Annotated in this window: 19 protein-coding genes and 2 tRNA genes; 9 read left to right on the plus strand and 12 right to left on the minus strand. The window is 62.7% G+C overall.

What is annotated here, in order from left to right; genetic code table 11:
• Positions 1-245: 245 nt before the first annotated feature.
• Positions 246-2,912, plus strand: coding sequence for a pyruvate, phosphate dikinase (gene ppdK, locus QM996_RS03175; protein ID WP_500269259.1), 2,667 nt, complete (start codon positions 246-248; stop codon positions 2,910-2,912).
• A gap of 171 nt (positions 2,913-3,083) precedes the next feature.
• Here the strand turns inward: ppdK and QM996_RS03180 are convergent, their stop codons facing one another.
• Complete coding sequence (locus tag QM996_RS03180; protein WP_500269260.1) at positions 3,084-3,335, minus strand: hypothetical protein; 252 nt, start codon at positions 3,333-3,335, stop codon at positions 3,084-3,086.
• Between the two features lie 308 nt (positions 3,336-3,643).
• A complete protein-coding gene (locus QM996_RS03185; RefSeq protein ID WP_500269261.1) occupies positions 3,644-4,027 on the minus strand; it encodes a hypothetical protein in 384 nt (127 codons plus the stop codon).
• A 267-nt stretch (positions 4,028-4,294) separates the two neighbouring features.
• Here QM996_RS03185 and QM996_RS03190 point away from each other — a divergent pair, with 267 nt between their 5' ends.
• Entirely contained in the window at positions 4,295-5,203 is a 909-nt protein-coding gene (locus tag QM996_RS03190) for a DUF1499 domain-containing protein (protein ID WP_500269262.1), read from the plus strand.
• A 132-nt stretch (positions 5,204-5,335) separates the two neighbouring features.
• Here QM996_RS03190 and QM996_RS03195 read toward each other — a convergent pair whose 3' ends face one another.
• Genes QM996_RS03195 through QM996_RS03205 form a run of 3 tightly spaced genes read right to left on the minus strand, consistent with a single transcriptional unit; the run spans position 5,336 to position 7,028 of the window.
• Positions 5,336-5,788, minus strand: coding sequence for a thiol-disulfide oxidoreductase DCC family protein (locus tag QM996_RS03195; RefSeq protein ID WP_500269263.1), 453 nt, complete (start codon positions 5,786-5,788; stop codon positions 5,336-5,338).
• 2 nt (positions 5,789-5,790) lie between these two features.
• Positions 5,791-6,714 carry an MBL fold metallo-hydrolase gene (locus tag QM996_RS03200; protein ID WP_500269264.1) on the minus strand — a complete coding sequence of 308 codons (924 nt, stop codon included), beginning with the start codon at positions 6,712-6,714 and terminating at the stop codon, positions 5,791-5,793.
• A gap of 17 nt (positions 6,715-6,731) precedes the next feature.
• Positions 6,732-7,028, minus strand: coding sequence for a cupin domain-containing protein (locus QM996_RS03205; protein WP_077962107.1), 297 nt, complete (start codon positions 7,026-7,028; stop codon positions 6,732-6,734).
• 211 nt (positions 7,029-7,239) lie between these two features.
• Here QM996_RS03205 and QM996_RS03210 point away from each other — a divergent pair.
• Together QM996_RS03210 and QM996_RS03215 are read left to right on the plus strand one after the other, a co-directional pair.
• Positions 7,240-7,314: transfer RNA gene (locus QM996_RS03210), tRNA-Gln, on the plus strand.
• 1,143 nt (positions 7,315-8,457) lie between these two features.
• Positions 8,458-8,640 (plus strand): YegP family protein, encoded by a 183-nt coding sequence (locus QM996_RS03215; protein ID WP_500269265.1) that lies wholly within the window; start codon positions 8,458-8,460, stop codon positions 8,638-8,640.
• 66 nt (positions 8,641-8,706) lie between these two features.
• Here the strand turns inward: QM996_RS03215 and QM996_RS03220 are convergent, their stop codons facing one another.
• Positions 8,707-9,144: a hypothetical protein gene (locus tag QM996_RS03220; protein WP_500269266.1), complete on the minus strand. Its 438-nt coding sequence runs from the start codon at positions 9,142-9,144 to the stop codon at positions 8,707-8,709.
• 317 nt (positions 9,145-9,461) lie between these two features.
• On the opposite strand from QM996_RS03220, the gene QM996_RS03225 reads away from it, so the two are divergent.
• Both QM996_RS03225 and QM996_RS03230 read left to right on the plus strand, forming a co-directional pair.
• Positions 9,462-9,538, plus strand: a tRNA-Pro gene (locus QM996_RS03225).
• Between the two features lie 245 nt (positions 9,539-9,783).
• Positions 9,784-10,182: a hypothetical protein gene (locus QM996_RS03230; protein WP_500269267.1), complete on the plus strand. Its 399-nt coding sequence runs from the start codon at positions 9,784-9,786 to the stop codon at positions 10,180-10,182.
• Positions 10,183-10,265: 83 nt separating this feature from the next.
• On the opposite strand, the gene QM996_RS03235 is transcribed toward QM996_RS03230, so the two are convergent.
• Complete coding sequence (locus tag QM996_RS03235; protein ID WP_500269268.1) at positions 10,266-10,439, minus strand: hypothetical protein; 174 nt, start codon at positions 10,437-10,439, stop codon at positions 10,266-10,268.
• Positions 10,440-10,981: 542 nt separating this feature from the next.
• Here QM996_RS03235 and QM996_RS03240 point away from each other — a divergent pair.
• A complete protein-coding gene (locus QM996_RS03240) occupies positions 10,982-11,125 on the plus strand; it encodes a hypothetical protein (protein ID WP_291153720.1) in 144 nt (47 codons plus the stop codon).
• A gap of 20 nt (positions 11,126-11,145) precedes the next feature.
• Here QM996_RS03240 and QM996_RS03245 read toward each other — a convergent pair whose 3' ends face one another.
• The 5 genes from QM996_RS03245 to QM996_RS03265 all read right to left on the minus strand — a co-directional run bounded on the left by QM996_RS03245 (position 11,146) and on the right by QM996_RS03265 (position 16,886).
• A complete protein-coding gene (locus QM996_RS03245) occupies positions 11,146-11,340 on the minus strand; it encodes a hypothetical protein (protein WP_500269269.1) in 195 nt (64 codons plus the stop codon).
• Positions 11,341-11,478: 138 nt separating this feature from the next.
• The gene (cysN, locus tag QM996_RS03250) at positions 11,479-12,984 is read right to left on the minus strand and encodes a sulfate adenylyltransferase subunit 1 (protein ID WP_500269270.1); all 1,506 of its coding nucleotides are present in this window, start codon (positions 12,982-12,984) and stop codon (positions 11,479-11,481) included.
• On the minus strand, positions 12,984-13,937 hold the full coding sequence (cysD, locus tag QM996_RS03255) for a sulfate adenylyltransferase subunit CysD (protein ID WP_500269271.1): 954 nt from the start codon (positions 13,935-13,937) through the stop codon (positions 12,984-12,986). Before cysD ends, cysN begins: the two co-directional genes overlap by 1 nt.
• Positions 13,938-13,980: 43 nt before the next feature.
• Positions 13,981-14,739 carry a phosphoadenosine phosphosulfate reductase family protein gene (locus tag QM996_RS03260; protein ID WP_500269272.1) on the minus strand — a complete coding sequence of 253 codons (759 nt, stop codon included), beginning with the start codon at positions 14,737-14,739 and terminating at the stop codon, positions 13,981-13,983.
• 233 nt (positions 14,740-14,972) lie between these two features.
• Entirely contained in the window at positions 14,973-16,886 is a 1,914-nt protein-coding gene (locus tag QM996_RS03265) for a HAMP domain-containing methyl-accepting chemotaxis protein (RefSeq protein WP_500269273.1), read from the minus strand.
• A gap of 383 nt (positions 16,887-17,269) precedes the next feature.
• On the opposite strand from QM996_RS03265, the gene QM996_RS03270 reads away from it, so the two are divergent.
• Both QM996_RS03270 and QM996_RS03275 read left to right on the plus strand, forming a co-directional pair.
• The gene (locus QM996_RS03270; RefSeq protein WP_500269274.1) at positions 17,270-17,659 is read left to right on the plus strand and encodes a DUF6152 family protein; all 390 of its coding nucleotides are present in this window, start codon (positions 17,270-17,272) and stop codon (positions 17,657-17,659) included.
• Positions 17,656-18,138, plus strand: coding sequence for a DUF2214 domain-containing protein (locus QM996_RS03275; RefSeq protein WP_500269275.1), 483 nt, complete (start codon positions 17,656-17,658; stop codon positions 18,136-18,138). The genes QM996_RS03270 and QM996_RS03275 overlap by 4 nt, the downstream gene beginning before the upstream one ends.

An 18,138-nucleotide genomic window follows, 5' to 3' on the forward strand; every position in this document is an offset into this window, starting at 1 on the left:
GTGAGGTTATATTAGATTTTTGTGATGGAGCCGGCAATGAAACGCTCTAAGCTTCTGGCAGGCATTTGCGGTGCCGATAGACGCGGTAAAGCCTGTGTCGTGCGGGATCTGACTCCTGGCCCGCCAATATGTTGCATTGTTACACAAAATGATGCGCTGCAGCATAAATCTTCGCCCGGTGCATTTTCAGCCTGAAACATATACTGTAGATCGTCATAAAAGACTGTTTTGGGTGGAGAGCAGGCATGACGAAATGGGTTTACACCTTCGGCGGGGGCAAGGCCGAGGGACGTGCAGGTGACCGCGAGCGGTTGGGAGGCAAGGGCGCAAACCTTGCCGAAATGTGCAACCTCGGCTTGCCGGTGCCGCCCGGCCTGACGATCGTCACCGATGCCTGTAACAGCTTCTTCGACAATGGCAGGCAGATGCCGGAAGGCCTACGCGACCAGGTGCGCGAGGGCATCAGCCGGATGGAAGAGGTGACCGGCCGCGTCTTCGGTGACACGATCCATCCCTTGCTGCTTTCGGTTCGTTCCGGCGCCCGGGCCTCGATGCCGGGCATGATGGATACCGTTCTCAACCTCGGCCTCAACGACCAGTCGGTGCATGCCCTTGGCCATGACGCCGGCGATGCGCGTTTTGCCTGGGATAGCTACCGCCGCTTCATCCAGATGTATGGCGATGTCGTCATGGGCGTCGACCACGATGTCTTCGAGGAGATCCTGGAAGATGAAAAGGCGCGCCTCGGCCACGAGCAGGACACGGAGCTTTCTGCCGTCGAGTGGCAGCACGTCATCGCGCGCTACAAGGAGGCGATCGAAGAGGCGCTCGGCGAACCCTTCCCGCAGGATCCGGAAGTGCAGCTCTGGGGTGCGATCGGCGCCGTCTTTTCGAGCTGGATGAACCCGCGTGCGATTACCTATCGCCACCTGCACGGCATACCCGCCGCCTGGGGAACAGCCGTCAACGTCCAGGCCATGGTCTTCGGCAATCTCGGCAATTCCTCGGCAACCGGCGTCGCCTTCACCCGCAATCCCTCGACCGGCGAAAGCGAGCTCTACGGAGAGTTCCTCGTCAACGCCCAGGGCGAGGACGTCGTCGCCGGCATCCGCACGCCGCAGAACATCACCGAGGCGGCCCGCATCGCCTCCGGTTCCGACAAGCCGTCGCTCGAAAAGCTGATGCCCGAGGCCTTTGCCGAGTTCCGCTCGATCTGCGATACGCTCGAGCGGCACTACCGAGACATGCAGGATCTCGAGTTTACCATCGAGCGCGGTACGCTCTGGATGCTGCAGACCCGCTCGGGCAAGCGCACCGCCAAGGCGGCGCTGAAGATCGCCGTCGACATGGCGGAGTCGGGGCTGATCTCCGAGCAGGAGGCCGTCGCCCGCATCGATCCCGCTTCGCTCGACCAGCTGTTGCACCCGACGATCGATCCGCATGCGCGTCGCGACATCATCGGCTCCGGCCTGCCGGCCTCTCCGGGTGCCGCCACTGGCGAGATCGTCTTTACCTCCGAAGAGGCGGTTCAGGCCGACAAGGAAGGCCGCAAGGTCATCCTCGTGCGTGTCGAAACCAGCCCGGAAGACATTCACGGCATGCACGCGGCCGAAGGCATCCTGACGACGCGCGGCGGAATGACCAGCCACGCGGCCGTGGTCGCGCGCGGCATGGGCACGCCCTGTGTTTCCGGCGCCGGCAGCATCCGCGTCGATTTTCGCAACGAACTGCTGACGGCCGGAAGCGTGACGCTTCGCAAGGGCGACATCATCACTATCGACGGTTCGTCCGGCCAGGTGCTGAAAGGGGCGATCGCCATGCTGCAGCCGGAGCTTTCCGGCGACTTTGGTAAGATCATGGCCTGGGCGGATGCAAGCCGCCGCATGACCGTCAGGACCAATGCCGAAACGCCAGCGGATGCGCGCGCGGCGCGCTCCTTCGGTGCGGAAGGCATCGGCCTCTGCCGCACCGAGCACATGTTCTTCGAGGACGACCGCATCAACGTCATGCGCGAGATGATCCTCGCCGACGACGAGGCTGGCCGGCGCCTGGCACTTGCCAAGCTCCTGCCGATGCAGCGCTCGGATTTCGCTGAGCTGTTCTCGATCATGCACGGCCTGCCGGTGACGATCCGTCTGCTCGACCCGCCGCTGCACGAGTTCCTGCCGAAGACCGACGGGGAAATTTCCGACGTCGCTGGCGCCCTTTCGCTCGACCCGTCGGAACTGCGCCAGCGCGTCGACGAACTGCACGAGTTCAACCCGATGCTCGGCCACCGCGGGTGCCGTCTGGCGATTTCCTATCCGGAGATCGCCGAGATGCAGGCGCGTGCGATCTTCGAGGCTGCCGTCGAGGCGGCGCGCGAGACCGGCGCGGCCGTCGTTCCCGAAATCATGGTACCGCTCGTCGGCCTCAAGGCAGAGCTCGACTACGTCAAGGAACGCATCGATGCGGTCGCCAAGGAAGTGATCGGTGAGGCCGGGATCGATATAGACTATCTCGTCGGCACAATGATCGAACTGCCGCGCGCAGCACTGCGCGCCGGCGTGATCGCCGAAGCGGCCGACTTCTTCTCCTTCGGCACCAACGACCTGACGCAGACGACCTTCGGCATCTCGCGCGACGACGCCTCGCAGTTCCTGTCGACCTATCAGCAGAAGGGCATCATCGAGCAGGACCCGTTTGTCTCGCTCGATTTCGATGGTGTCGGCGAACTGATCCAGATCGCCGCCGAACGTGGACGGCGCACCAAGAACGGCCTGAAGCTCGGCATCTGCGGTGAACATGGCGGCGACCCGGCCTCGATCCGCTTCTGCGAGGACGCCGGTCTCGACTACGTCTCGTGCTCGCCCTTCCGCGTGCCGATCGCTCGCCTTGCCGCGGCCCAGGCGGCAATCAACGGCAAGGGGTAAACTACGCGCAGCGCGTCTCCTCGGACGCGCGAGGTCACGCAGCACGTTGAAGTGGCGCATGTCTTGTCCTTAACCGGCAACGATTAAAGGACCGCGCAGGGTAGAAGCCGACGCCCGCGAACTGGTGCCGGCATGACGGCGCTTGCTTTGCTCCGCTTGAACGACGTCCCGTCAGCGCATGATGACGACGGGGCGGTTCCAGCCCCACATCATCATGTCGTTTTCGTAGCGGAAGGCGCGCGTCTGAGCGCGTCGGTCGAGTTCGATGCGTTGCAGGCAGGTGGCGAAGGCGTCGGTGCCGCGGCGGAAGCCGTAGGAGGCGCAGGTGTTGCCGTCGGCGATGCGCCGCTCCTCCGGTGTCATCGTCTGGCACGCCGTCAGCAGCAAGGCAGCCGCGACAAGGATCGTCAATCGGGTCGTCATGATCTTCGTGCCTCCAGAGTGCCGGCGCGCCGCCGGCGGATTCATTCTCGAATCGTAATTAATATAGGGAGTTGCGCCGAAAATCGAAGCGAACCGCGGCAAATCTGCGGCGAATGTACGGTTGTGCGCAGACGGTACCATGCGACCGCCGGACGTGGTGCTGGAGGTGGGTTTTCGGCAGGTCTGCCGGCCGTGATCGACGTGCAGTTCCAGCGGGCGCTGACGGAACGCTCTCGACGAAGCGCTTCGCTGCGTTGGCGTGCAATCGCTTGCATCAAATCAAGTGGAGGGGTACCGCCGAGCGGCGATCACATGCGCTCGAGCACGCCGACGAAGGACTCGGCGAAGCGCTCCAGGTCGCGCGTGCCGTCGCTCGGATGTTCGATGCGTATAGTCGCGCCCTGCTCATCAAGGCAGGCAAACAGGATCGATGTTTCGGTGTCCGCCTCGCCGAGTCGAAGCACGGCGATGCTCAGGCAGTCATCGACCAGCTCCGAGGCAGGCAATGCAAACAGAAACTCGCCGCCGGCATTGTCGGCAATGGTCCGGACAAAACCAGGGAAATCGTCCTTGTTTCCGGAGAAGCCGTCGAGGGAGAGTTCCAACTCGAGGAGCCCCATCGGAATGCCGCCGTCGCCCGCAGGAAGGGGGGTGGGGGTGGCAATAGCCACGGCTGCTTGCGATGCGCCCATGTCGGTTCTCCGTCGATCGCCGCGCACTTTCATACTCTGCCGTGCGCGACCGTTGCCTCCGATTGAAACTCCGCGTGCCGGCCTATTCTTGGGCGCGCGGGCACATTCCCATGTGTTGATAGGTGGTTAACGAGAATGGCGATTTTGCGGCGAAGCCCCGGGCGCGGCCTGCGGCGCGGCGGTCGACTGGCCCATTGCCTGTTTTCACGGCACGGGGCATGGTCTAAGAATGCGGTCTGTTTCGCGGCAGGGGATTGATTCAACTACATGATGATCCGATACGAGCGTCCCTATTCCTATGCCGCCCATTGGGCGCGTCGTTTCGCCCGTGTCTCCTTCGTACTCTTCGCGCTCTCGCTGCTCGCACATCGCTTCGGGCCACTGACGACACCGCATTTCCTGGCCCTCGTCGGCCTGTCCGGCGTTTTTGCGCTGCTTGGCGTATTGCTTGCCGCCGTCGGTCTTGCACGCCTCTGGCAGGTGGCTGCGATCGGTGGCCTCGCGTCCGCTGCGGCCCTCGTTTATGCCGCGCCGGCGCTCGGTTTCATCGGGTTCGGCGCCGTGCAATATTTAACTCGTCCGGCGATCTACGATGTCAGCACCGATACGGTGACGCCGCCGCCATGGCTCAAGGTGCCACAGACCGAAGAGAGCTGGCTGAAACGCAAGGACGCCGTGACGCCCGAGGACCGGGAAGCGCAGATCCTTGCCTATCCGGGCCTCACCGGCCGGCGCTATGATGGTGCGCTCGACCGCGTTTACCAGGGCGTGCGCACGGTCATCGAACAGAACCGTGTCGGCATCATCGAGGAGCTTGGCGTCGAGAACGCCCGCGCCGATCTCGAGGACCTGACCGTGCGGCCGAATGCCGGGGCGGAAACGACCGTCGAGCCGGAAAACGTCCCGGTGCCGGCGGCGCGGCCGGAACTGTCGCTCGAGGGCGCGATTGCGGGACGCCGCGCCAGCGACGTCGTGCTCCAGGGCGAATGGCGCACGCTGATTGCCGGCTTTCGATTCGATGTGTTGATCCGGCTGCGCGAAGAGGCCGAGACGACCTTCGTCGACCTGCGCGTTGCCTCCCGCTACGGTCCGCATGACCTCGGCATGGGGGCAGCCTTTGCCGACCAATTCCTGCGGGCGCTCGATGCCGAACTGCTCGGCATCGCCGGCGACTGATCGGCATCGAGCCGGCAGGTGGCATCAGTCGCGCACAACGGCGCCGCGATCATCGAAGCAACGGTGGGACGAACCCAATCGCGCCCGAAGATCTGCTGGCAGAGACTCTGCCATTGGCCATGATTCCCGCCTTCATGCGATGAAGCGCCCACGCTCCTCGGGCGTCGGCACCATGCAGCTCCGACGGCGCCCCGCGATGCGATAGCGGTTTCTCGCAACGAGATCATAAAGCGGGTCGCGAAGGGCAACGGGCAGAATGCGGCAGACGTTCACCAGCGACCATGGCAGGCCCAGCCGCGCAAGCGTTCGGATTGATCCGTCGGATTTGAAGCGGGCGATGCCGCCCTCGATCAGGATGTTGCTTTCGAAACTGCGGGCATCGAGCCCGTAGTGCCGATAGAGCGCCTGGCCAATCGGCGACTGTGCCGTGAGATAGCGGTACTGCCCGCGCCGGTCATGGCGAAGCAGGAAACGCACCCAGCCGGAACAGAGGATGCATTCACCGTCGAAGACGATCACCGGCTTGTCATCGGCAAAGGCAGGCACCGAGGCGTCGCTGCGATAGCTGTAGGCCTCCCGTCGCATGGTCAGCCGGCTCCGCCGGGCGCCAGCCGGTAAGTGCCGAGGAGCGAGGGCGGCCCATCGGTCTCGACCCGTCCTTGCTCGATCAGGTCTTCGAGATGCGCAAGGACCGAGAGCGCGGCGGCCCCATGCAGCCGGACATCGGTGGAGGCATAGATGACCTTGACCATAGCTGGAATCCGATTGTCGCCGGCACGGATGCGTTCGAGCACGGCGCGCTCGCGCATCTTGCGGTGGGCGCGCAAGCCCCGAAGGAAGGAGGCCGGCTCGGTCACCGGGCCGCCGTGGCCGGGCAGGTAGAGGTGGTCGTCGCGGTAAAGCAGCTTCTCGAGAGAGGCCATGTAGTCCGCCATGGCCCCATCCGGTGGTGCGACGATCGTCGTCGCCCAGGCCATCACGTGGTCTGCGGAAAAGAGAATGCCGGTGCCATCGAGCGCGAAGGCCATGTGGTTGGCCGTGTGGCCCGGAGTGGTCAGCCCCGTCAGGCTCCAGCCATCCCCCTCGATGCGCCCGCCATCGGCAAGCACGAGATCAGGCGCGAACTCCATGTCCGAGCTTTCGGCAAAGGGATTGGTTTCGCCCATGTGCAGGGGGCGGGCGGAGCGGTGCGGGCCTTCGCCCACGATCAGCGCACCCGTCGCAGCCTTCAGGCGGCGGGCGAGCGGCGAGTGGTCGCGATGCGTATGGCTGACGGCGATGTGGGTGACCTCGCGGCCGGCGAGGGCCGACATCAGCGCCCGAAAATGCGCCTCGTCATCCGGACCGGGGTCGATGACGGCAACGGAGCCTTTTCCGACGATATAGCTGTTGGTGCCGTGGAAGGTGAAAGGGCCGGGATTGTTGACGGTGATGCGCTGCACGTCGTCCGCCACCGTCACGGCCTCGCCATGGGCCGGTTTGAAATCGAGATCGAAATCTGGCCCCTGCATGCGTCTCTTCCTGGCTTTCACTTGTACTCGATCTCGATGAACGACATCGGCTCGGCTCCGGCATTGACGACATTGTGCGCCACGCCCGCCTCGCGGCGATAGGCAGCCCCCTTGGCGATATCGACGCGGCGGCTGCCTGCTTCTTCCTCGAGCAGGAACTGGCAATCGGTCATCGGCACGACGACATAGCCGAGACCGTGCACATGATGGCCCGTATCGGCGCCTGGCTCGAAATCCCAGCGGGTGATCCTGACAACCGCGTCATCGACGAGCACGCTCGGAACGGCAGGGGGACGGGCGCGAAACTGGCTCATGGCATTCTCCATTCGCCGGGACAATAGGAGGTGCGGTCGGCGAAGGGAAGGGCGCATGCGCGAGCCATGTGGGGGAGCCGGACTGCCTTTTGCACAAGGCGCAACAAATCCGCCGAAAATTCAACTTAGTGCCAACTTAGTGATTGTGACCGGCGGCGAGCTTTGATAATCAGGCGCTCGATTTGGCGGACGTATCGTCCCGTCAATCCGTTGGGGCGTCGCCAAGCGGTAAGGCACCGGTTTTTGGTACCGGCATTCCCAGGTTCGAATCCTGGCGCCCCAGCCATCTACTCTCAAGTAGATAACTTCGATCACTTGCATGAAGGCGCGCGCCTCGCCATGCGCACTCAACGAGTGCGCTCGGTTTTTCCATCCAACGGTTCGCCTCTGCAGCCACAAGGCGGGAGAGGTCGGGGACATCTACGAGGCCCCGCGCCGGGCGATTTCTTGTTTAGGGCGGTCTTTACCAGTGGCTATGGGATGACCTGCTGTCGCTGTTTTCTCGAGAATAGCGATCTTCCCTTTGTGTCCAAGTCGGCGCCCTGTTGATCGATTTGGAAACGGGAGGCGAAAAGTTCACAGGAATTGGAAGGCTGGGCTGACCATTGGTCTTGCCTCCCCCTCCATGACCACGCGGGCCTCCGCCGCTGGACTTGGCAATGGCACGCGAATTTAAGCTTGTGCCAAGCAGTAGGGTTATGGTGGGAGGGGTTACGGCGGCAAAACGCCCAGCCTTCATGAGAAAGCTTCGGCGGGCTTCAGCTTCCGATGTCAGTTCTTCGGGGGTGTTTTCTAATGCTTTTGTATTATCTTTCGACATGATCCACCTAATTATACTTAAGTTAAAATAACAGACCTATATTATCAGTCATATTCACGAACGCAACTGGCTAATTTCACAGTAATACTTCAAGAAGTCGGGGAAAGAGTTTTGTTCAGGGGAACGATCGTGAATCGGCGCTCGATATAGGTCGGATGACGCCGTGCCTGTTCATGGAGCGTGAAAAGCCGTCTGGTATCCCGCAGAAAACTACCGGCAAGACGCAGCAGGAGCAGCAATTCCAAAAGCAATTCCTAAGGAGGCGGTGCACGCCCACCCGGCGCAGCTTCGATAATCTGGAGAAATTCAGCAACGACAGCGTGCTTTTGCTTGGTCGCTTCTGTATGGCTGCCGGCGCCGAGAGACGCTGCAGGGGCATCTTGCCTATCGCCTTGACCAGTTCACGCGGTGCCGGGACAGACACTCTTCAACCGCCGTTATTCATCGACTCGAGGTAATTAGGGGCTTCCGGCACCCTAGCCACACTCTTCCAATCATCCGGTTCGGAACGGCCAACCCCAGTTTGCGCCGGCGCTACTTGTGCTCTTGTCAAGTCACGCTGCAACTGACACGCTAACCGCGGTGATTCCTACTTGTATGAGGGAGAAGATGGCTCACAAATTCGAAATCTACAAAGACAAGGCTGGTGAATACCGGGTTCGCTTCAAGTACAACAGCGAAGTGATGTTCTCGACCGAGGGCTACAAGACCAAGGCCAGCGCGCAGAACGCCATCGACTCAATCAAGAAGAACGGTCCCGACGCGCCCGTCGAGGACAACAGCGCCAGCTGAGTTCGACCACACTCTCCCAGAAGAAACCCGCCGATTTCCACCGGCGGGTTTTTTGCTTCCTGGAGTTTAGCCTGCCGTTACCGCCGGCTTGGTCTGGGCCGGGGCGCCCAGGAACTCTTCGCACCAGCTCGGGCCATCGGCACGCTTGTGGTCGCCGGCAATGCGGATCGAGCGGATGACGTAGTCGGACGAGACGGTGAGCTGGACCGAGCAGCTCAGATACTCCGTGCGGGCCGAGGCGATGCGCTTGCCGCGCTTGCCGTCCTTGGTCGTCTCGTACTGCGCCGGAACCTTGCGGGTCTTGTAGCCGCCCTTCCAGCTATAGACGGTGGAGCTGCCGCTTTCGACATCGGAGATCGGCGGGCCGTATTGAGCGAAGAAGCCGCCGGCCGGCTGACCCAGCCAACGGGCCTCGACCGCGTTCCTGCTGATCCCAGTCGTTGTCGTCGTGCAGCCGGCGAGCACGAGCGCAAGGCCCGCCACCGTCATCATGCGGAAGTTCATGTTTCTGTCCCTTTGGCTCTCGTTCTGAAATAGGCATGGCGCGGAAGCCCGTATCCCCTGGGTTTCGGCGCTTTCCGTTGTGCCTCTAGCGCCAAACCAAGCGAAAGGAAATCCACGCCGCGCCTCGCATTTCAGGAAAATATGAAGCGTTGCACAAAGTCCCTATCGGGCGTGCTTCAGGCACCACTGCCCCGCGGTAAACGGCAATTTCCGCACGAGTTTTCCACCGTCACAAATTTTTTGAAAAAGGTGCAAGGTTTTTCGAGATAGGCGCTTGTGAAATCAAAATGCCTGTTCTATAGAGGCGCCGCTGGTCACGGAGTGTAGCGCAGTCTGGTAGCGCACCACGTTCGGGACGTGGGGGTCGCAAGTTCGAATCTTGCCACTCCGACCAGCCAAATCAATCCCTTAGACATATGATCTGATGTATTCCGCCCCCCGGCGGACCGATTGCGCTTGATCTGTGCCACCTGTTTCGGCGTCGATCCCTACACCTTCTCACCCGCCAGCCTCAGCCATTCGTCGCTTCCTCCAAGCCGTTTATCGAATAGCCGTGTATTCGCGCCTGGGTCGACCTGTCTGCGCGCAAGCGAAGGTTCTAGGTTCCCGTCATGCGATCAATGACGACGAGGAACGGGAATGTCGATCAAGCACCTATCCATTGCGGCAGTTCTGCTTATGGCCAGCCATTCGGTGGCCGTTGCGCAGAGTTGCGAGAAGAATTTCAAGGCCTCGGGCGTGCCGCTGGTGACGCCGGTCTATTACAAGACCTGGCAGGAGTTTCCGAAGCTGAAGCCCGAGACCGCCATGCAGGGGATGGCACGAGGTGTCGCCGCGGAAGGGTTTTCGGGGGGCACCATCGAGGCCTATGAGGATACCGCCGGCTCCGGACGGCTGCAGACGCTGCGCGTCGTTGCCCGCAAGCGTGGCTCAGGCACGCGGGTTGATGCGATGTTCGATATTCAGGTGGGGCAGGTGGCTACCAAACAGGTGGTGCAGGAGGGGATCTGCAACATCATCCACTCCGCAGTCGAGTAAAGAGCCGGCGGGTGCGGCCCACAGGGAGGGGCAGGAGAGCGTTTCCAGCATCGATCTGGCAACGCTCGGTCCCCTTGTCAGAGCTACCTCTCGAGTGCCTTCAGCGCCGATTGCGCTGCGGCCTGCGCTTGCAGCATCGACGTGAAATTGCCCTGGGCGGGATAGGTGACGCCGCGATACGTGATGACGAAGCACCATTTGCCGTCGATGCGTTTCTCGACCTTCACGGTGGTTTCCGGTTGCTTGTCCGTGCTCACCTTCTCGTCTCCCTGATTCGGCCCGTCGTTGCGAAAGTCGTCCAGATACGCCGGAGAGGTCGGTTCTGTCCATCGGTGCCGCCGTGTCAGACACATGGATCGCTGTGCGGCGAGAGTCCCGGGAAACTGTGCGTGCCGGGCGCACCTCGCTGCCGGCTCACGGTCAGGCGGACTGTCCCACGACGTCCAGAAACGGTGAAACAGCCCTATCGATCCTCATGATCGACGCGCCAACTTACGAATGCGTAGACGGATGAAAAGGTGCGATCTGTACGATTTCGGGTCAGGGTGAAGCGATTGCCTGTCCTGTCCCGTTTTGGGACGGTGAGGGCTCCAAGGCGTCACGGCAGCCTGCCGCAGAGGAGCGGGCCGGGGGCCCGTGTCAGGCGGGCCCTCCACCCCGGGCGATTCCCTGTTATGCGAGCGATGCGCACCGTTTTATTGTTCACTTTGAAACGACCTGTTCACGGAATGGCGTCTTATCAGCGTGAACAATCAGGGTGATATTCCTCTCAACACTTGTTCTTGCCTGAGAGGCTCAGATGTTGAAGGAACCGATACTCACCTTTCGCGAGATCGCCATATGGACTGCCATACTTGGCAGCGTCGTCGGCTATCAACTTTGGCAGCACGCCGAGCCGGCGCCGTTGACGATGATCCTTCCGGCGATCGAGCAACAGCTTTGACGATGAATGCCGGCAGGGGATCACTCCTCCGGCATGCCGTTGCGCCGGGCCGCCTGCAATAGGTCGATTTCGCCGGCGGCCGCACCGAACTGGTCCTCCAGTCGCTCGGCCTCGTCCGCATCGAGCCGATATTTCCGCGCAAATGCCTGGATCGATATCATGCGCCCGCGAAAGCCTTTCGGCCGCGCATCCTCGCCTTGATGTTCCGTCTTCATGGCGCTTCTCCCATGCAACAGGGAGATAGGGCGGAAGATCAGGTTGCAAAGGCCAAGGCGACCGGGAGCGGTCGCCATTCCGGCAACAAAAAAGGGGCCTCGACCGGGCCCCTTTTTGCTATCTGTTGCGGCTGTCGGTCAGCCGTCGATGTCGTCGATGATCTCGATTGCCTTGCCGGCGCTTACGCGTCGGACTTCGGCCTCCTCGCGGCGGCCCGAGAACAGTTCGGTCGCCATCAACTGATCGGCGAGGTCGGCCGGCAGCGAGAGGATGACGCGGGCGTCTTCCGTGTGAATGCCGCCGAGCGCCGAACGCTTCGCCGTGATCATGCCGCCGGCCACCGTGTTGTTGGTGTCCGGGTCGATCAGGATGAAGGCACCGGTGGTGCGGTTCTGCTCGTAAGTGTCGAAGATCGCCTGCTCGTCGAAGGCGAGATGCACCTTGCCGATGGCGTTCATCGGCAGTTGCTCGGCGTGGTTCCACTTGCTGGTCTTGAGGTCGAGCTGGCTGATGGGCTGGACCTGGACGCGCTGGCGGCGGCTGCCGCTCTTCAGCCAGTAGCGCTTGCCCGGCTGGATGCCTTCCGGCTGCAGGGCAACGAGCTGTGCGTCGAAGGCAAGGCCTGTCAGCGGCTGGCTGTCGATCGCCACGATCATGTCGCCGCGCGAGACGTCGACCTGCCGGTCGAGCACGAGCGTGATCGCGTCACCGGCAACGGCGGCGTTGCGCACGAGGTCGAAGGTGACAATCTTGGTGACGTTGGCGACCATGCCGGAGGGAAGAATGACGACGCTGTCGCCGGGCTTCACCGAGCCGCCGGCAACGGTGCCCTGATAGCCGCGAAAGCTTTCGCCGGGACGCGAGACGCGCTGTACCGGCAGGCGGAAGCCGACTGTCTGCGCCGAGCGTGTCGTTGCCAGTTCCAGCACCTCGATCAGCGTCGGGCCTTCGTACCACGGCATGGAGGCGCTGCCGTCATAGACGACATTTTCGCCCTTCAGTGCCGAGACCGGAATGGCCGTGACCTGGCGCACACCGAGCGACAGCGCCAATTCCTTGAACTCGTGGCTGATCTGCTCGAAGCGGGCGCGGTCGTAGTCGGTCAGGTCGATCTTGTTGACCGCCAGCACGAACTGCTTGATGCCCATCAGCGTCGCGATCGTCGCATGCCGGCGGGTCTGCTCGAGCAGGCCGACGCGGGCGTCGACCAGCAGCACGGCGAGGTCGGCGGTCGAGGCGCCGGTTGCCATGTTACGGGTATATTGCTCGTGGCCGGGCGTGTCGGCGACGATGAAGGAGCGTTTGTCGGTCGAGAAATAGCGATAGGCGACGTCGATAGTGATGCCCTGTTCGCGCTCGGCCTGCAGGCCGTCGAGCAGCAGCGCGAAATCGGGCAGGCCGAGATCGTTCTGCTTGCCGTTGGAATCGCGCTGCAGCGTCGCCGCCTGGTCTTCCTTGACCGCCTTGGTGTCCCAGAGCAGGCGGCCGATCAGCGTCGACTTGCCGTCGTCGACCGAGCCGCAGGTGATCAGGCGAAGCGGGCGGCTGTCACGGGTGGCGCGCGCCGACTCCTGCGCCGGGAAGGCGAGGACTTCGCTGGCAGCAACGTCCTGAACGGCATTCGCGGTTGCGGGTGCGGTCATCAGAAATATCCTTCGCGTTTCTTCTTTTCCATCGAGCCGGACTGGTCGCGGTCAATGGCGCGGCCCTGGCGTTCGGAAACGGTCGCGGTTTCGAGTTCGGAGATGATGTCGTCGAGCGTCGTGGCGTTCGAGCGGATGGCGCCGGTCAGCGGGAAGCAACCGAGCGTGCGGAAGCGGATCACCTCTTCGCGCTTGGTCTCGCCCGGCAGCAGTTCGAGGCGCGGATCCTCGGCAAGGATCATCATGCCGTCGCGTTCGACGATCGGGCGCTTCTCAGCGAAGTAAAGCGGTACGATCGGAATGTCCTCGGCCTGGATGTAACGCCAGATGTCGACCTCGGTCCAGTTGGACAGCGGGAAGGCGCGTACGCTTTCACCCTTGCGGATCATGCCATTGTAGACGTTCCAGAGTTCCGGACGCTGGTTGCGCGGATCCCAGCGATGGTCCGGCGTGCGGAACGAGTAGATGCGCTCCTTGGCACGGCTTGCTTCCTCGTCGCGCCGCGCGCCGCCGAAAGCCGCATCGAACCGGCCGGCGTCGAGCGCCTGGCGAAGCGCTTCGGTCTTCATGATGTCGGTATAGAGCGCCGAACCGTGGGAGAACGGCGTGACGTTCTCGGCAGCACCCCGCGGATTGATGTGCTCGATCAGGTCGAGATCGTAGCGCTCGACGATCTCGTCGCGAAACGCGATCATCTCCGCGAACTTCCAGCCGGTGTTGACGTGCAACAGCGGGAAGGGCACGCGGCCGGGGTAAAAGGCCTTGCGCGCCAGATGCAAGAGCACCGAGGAATCCTTGCCGATCGAATAAAGCATCACCGGACGCTCGAACTCGGCCGCCACTTCGCGGAAGATGTGGATCGCCTCGTTTTCCAAGGCCTTCAGATGCGGGTCGAGCGGCGGTTTGGTGCTCTGCGGGTTATGCAGTTCCGTTTCCGGATGGATATGGGGCATTTCAGTCTCCGGGAGGATTTGTCTTCAGAAGAGCGCGCCAGCCTCAGGCGGCGCTGCTCGAATTCGGGATGATGGAACTGGCGGCGGCTTCCGGAACGTGCAGACCACATTCGCGCTTCTCGTCGTTCTCCCACCACCAGCGGCCGGCGCGCTCCGGCTCGCCGGGCTTGATGGCGCGGGTGCAGGGCTCGCAGCCGATCGACGGATAACCGCGCGCGTGCAGCGGGTTCACCGGAACGGCATTGGCGGCGACGTAAGCGCGGATAGTCTCGATGTCCCAGTCGGCCAGCGGATTGACCTTGATGAGGCCACGATCGATATCGGCTTCTGCGAACGGGGTCAACGCGCGATTGCCGGACTGGCCGCGGCGCAGGCCGGTGATCCAGAAGGTTGCCCCTTCGAGTGCGCGCGCAAGCGGCCTCAGCTTGCGCACGTCGCAACATGCATGCCGGGCTTCGACGCTCTCATAGAAGCCGTTGAGGCCGTAACGCGCCGCATAGGCGTCGACGTCGGCCTGCTCCGGATGATAGCGCTTGACCAGGATGCCGTAGGTTTCTTCCGTCTTGTCGATGAGGGCGACCGTCTCGTTGAACAGGCGGCCGGTCTCCAGCGTTGCGACATCGACGGAAAGCTTGTCGTTGCCGATGACCGCGGTGATCACCTGATCCTCGATGCCGAGCGAGGTCGTGAAAACCGCACGCCCATCAAGGCTTGCGACAAGCGCCAGCCGACCGGCGAGATCCAGGCCTTCGAGCGTCTCGTTCAGTGCCTTGGCGGTGGCTTCGAGGGATGACGTGGTCATGGCTGCGTCCTGTTCCAACTTGGTCGGAATATCGCAGCCCGATGCGGCAATGGACAGAAATAGCGGTTTCTAATGCTCTTTGTTTGGAGCAAATCTGCCTCTCAGAACGAAAGGCAGCGAAAAACCGAATATAGACTAGTAAATTACTAGATTTTATACTTTAATTGCGGCATAGGGCCGTATAACAAGAGAAGGCGCGTCCCAGGCGGTTCGCGCCTTCTTTGCACCGATCGTCAAAACTCCGCCCAGCCGTCCTCCTGCGGCCGCGCAGCGCCGCGATAGGCGCTGGCGAGCTTGCGGCTCAAGGCGCGTGTGGGCGAGGGGGCGGCGGTCTCCCGGGCCGTGCTCGTCACGAGACGGGGCGCAGCCGAAGAGCCATTGCCGGTCTTGAAGCGCATCAGCAGATCGTTGAGCGCACCGGCCTCGCGCGCCAGGCTGTGGCTTGCGGCGGTCGATTGTTCCACCATCGCGGCGTTCTGCTGCGTTCCCTGGTCGATCGCATTTACGGCGGTGTTGATCTGCTGGATGCCGGCCGCCTGCTCGCGCGCACTTTCGACGATTGCGGTCACGTGGCTGCTGATCTCCTTGACCTCAGTGATGATGCTTTCGAGGGCCGTGCCGGTTTCGCGCACCAAGGTGACGCCGGACTTCACCTGTTCGCCGGATGTGGCGATCAATACCTTGATCTCCTTGGCCGCCTGCGCCGAGCGCTGGGCGAGCTCGCGCACCTCCTGGGCGACGACGGCAAAGCCCTTGCCGGCTTCTCCGGCGCGTGCTGCTTCGACGCCGGCATTGAGCGCCAGGAGGTTCGTCTGGAAGGCGATGTCGTCGATGACGCCGATGATGCTGGAGATCTCCCGCGACGAGGCTTCGATGCCGCTCATGGCGGTCACGGCATTGCCGACGATCTCGCCGGATTTCTCCGCCGCGCCGCGGGTGCGCGTCACCAAGGTGCCTGCCTCTTCCGCCCGCCGGCTTGCGTCTGCCACGGTGGTTGCGATCTGGTCGAGTGCGGCAGCCGTTTCCTCCACGGAGGCCGCCTGTTGCTCGGTGCGCTTGGAGAGATCACCGGCCGCGGAGCGGATTTCGCTGGCGCCGGCACTGATGCTGCGGGCGTTTTCGCCGACCGAACGCAGCGCATCTTCGAGATTCGCGACGGAGCTGTTGAAGTTGCTGCGCAAGGCGTCGAGCCGCTCGGCAAGCGGCGTCTCGATGCGATAGGTGAGGTCGCCCTCGGCCAGACGGTCGAGGCCGAAGCCGAGGGCATTGACCGCGGTCTGGATCTCGGCGGCTTCCTTGGCCTTCTGCGCCTCGCGCTGCTGGCGCTCGCGTTCGGAAAGCGTTCGGCCCGCCTCCGCCTCCTGCTCGAGCGGCTGGCGTTCCAGCGCATTGTCGCGGAAGACCGCGACGGCGCCGGCCATCTGGCCGATCTCGTCACGACGACCCTCACCGAAGATCAGCGTCTTGAGGTTACCCGCCGCAAGCTGCCGCATGGCCTCGCGCAGCTTCGTCAGCGGCCGGAACAGGCCGAAGACCACGAACCAGACTGTTGCCCCGAGAAGCGCGATGGCAAAGGCGGCGATCATGACCTGCCAGCGTGTCAGCGTGTCCTTTTCGACCTTCGCCGCTTCCAGCTCCTGATTGGCTTCAGCAAGCTGGAGCTTGACCAGGGCGCCGATCGGCTCGGCCAGCGGGTCAATAGCCGCGTAGAGGCGACTGTCGATGAACCGGCCGAGCTCGGCCATGTCTTGTCGGTCGATGATCTCGAGCATGTCTCTGACCGCCTGCTCGCTATCGACGCGGGCTGCGTCGAAGGTCTTTGCAAGCTTCTCTTCCTCAGGCGTCAGTCTCGTTGCTTTATAAGCCCGCCATTGCTCGTCGATGGTGGCAAGCGCCGCGTTGATCTTGTCCTTGCCGTCCGCCCATCCGAGCGCACCGCTTCTCATCTTGTGGGCCGTGTCGACGATTTCGACGGCATACATGTCAGCGACGGTATCGATCTGCGCCACCGGCAACAGCCGGTCGGCGACGATCGTTTCGGTGCGGTTGGAGATCGAAGTCATCGCATTGAAGGCCGTGACAATCATGACCAGCATGGCGACGGCGAGCAGGGACAAGCACACGAGGAGTCGTGTCTTGATTGTCATGGATAACGCTCCGCGGTTGCCCGCAAGGCAAATCATCCTCGCCCGATGGCCGCGGACAAGGCCGCGTGGGCATCGGGAAGCGAGCTCGCCTTGGCAGGGGAGTGATGACGATGATGGGATGGAGCACGCATTATCACGCGGCGAAACTGCCGTCATGGCACGTTCGCCCAGCGTTCACTCCGTCTTATATAGACATAACAACCGGAGATTAAGAATGGCTAAATTTTAAGCTGTTGAGTAAGATTCGCGCAACCCATGGTCATTGCAGCCGCAGGGGGCAGTCGAATGGCGACGCTCAAGAAGTGTTGAAGACCACGTCCTTTCGCAAATCGTTCTTCGGGTTCAAGCTGCCGCCTCTTCGAAACTGGCGAAGGAGCGGGCAGATGTTGAAAGCCATATCGCACCGTGGTGTTGCCGCGGTCATCCTGACGGGGCTTCTGGTTACCGGCGCTTACGCCCATCACGGCTGGTCCTGGGCCGAGGCCGACCAGATCGAGCTCAAGGGCACCATTCGCGAGATCTCGATGGCGCCGCCGCACCCGACCCTTCAAGTGGAATCGACCGCGGATGGCATGTGGCGCGTCGAACTCGGCAATCCCCGGCAGACGGAGCGCTCCGGATTCGTCGAAGGGTCGGCCAAGGCAGGCGATGCGATTGTCGTTCTCGGCAACCGTTCGCTCGACCCCAGCGAAAAGCGCATGAAGGCGGTGCGCATCACCGTTGCCGGAAAGACCTATGACATCTATCCGGAACGCATCCGGGCCGGTGGATGAGCGCGGCGGACCTCGTCGAATGGATCGCCGGCTGGCCGGTCGGCGCGGCGCTCAGACGCTCGGCGCTGCTCTATCTCCTGGTCAACGCAGCCCACATCCTGGCGATTGGCCTGCTCATCGGCGCCATCCTGCCGCTTGACCTTAGGCTGCTTGGTCTCGTCGGAGAGGCGCCGGTCGCGGTGCTCGGCCCGTTCCTTGCTCGGGCCGCAGTCATTGGCCTCGCGCTGGCCGTTGTCACCGGCCTTTGCCTCTTCAGCGTCAGGCCTTCCGCCTATCTCGCCAATCCGGCATTCCTGACCAAGCTCGCGTTTCTGACGCTCGGCACGTTGAACGCGCTTTCGGTCCGCATGAGTCGTGGCTGGTCAGTCGCCATCGCAGGCGGAACAATCGCGCTGCGTCTGCGCGTGCAGGCGCTGGGCTCCTTCATCCTGTGGCTCGGTGCGCTGCTCGCCGGTCGCTGGATCGGCTTCGTCGGATAG

The sequence above is a fragment of the Sinorhizobium chiapasense genome (assembly GCF_045277575.1).
In the GTDB taxonomy this organism is placed as follows: domain Bacteria; phylum Pseudomonadota; class Alphaproteobacteria; order Rhizobiales; family Rhizobiaceae; genus Ensifer; species Ensifer chiapasense_A.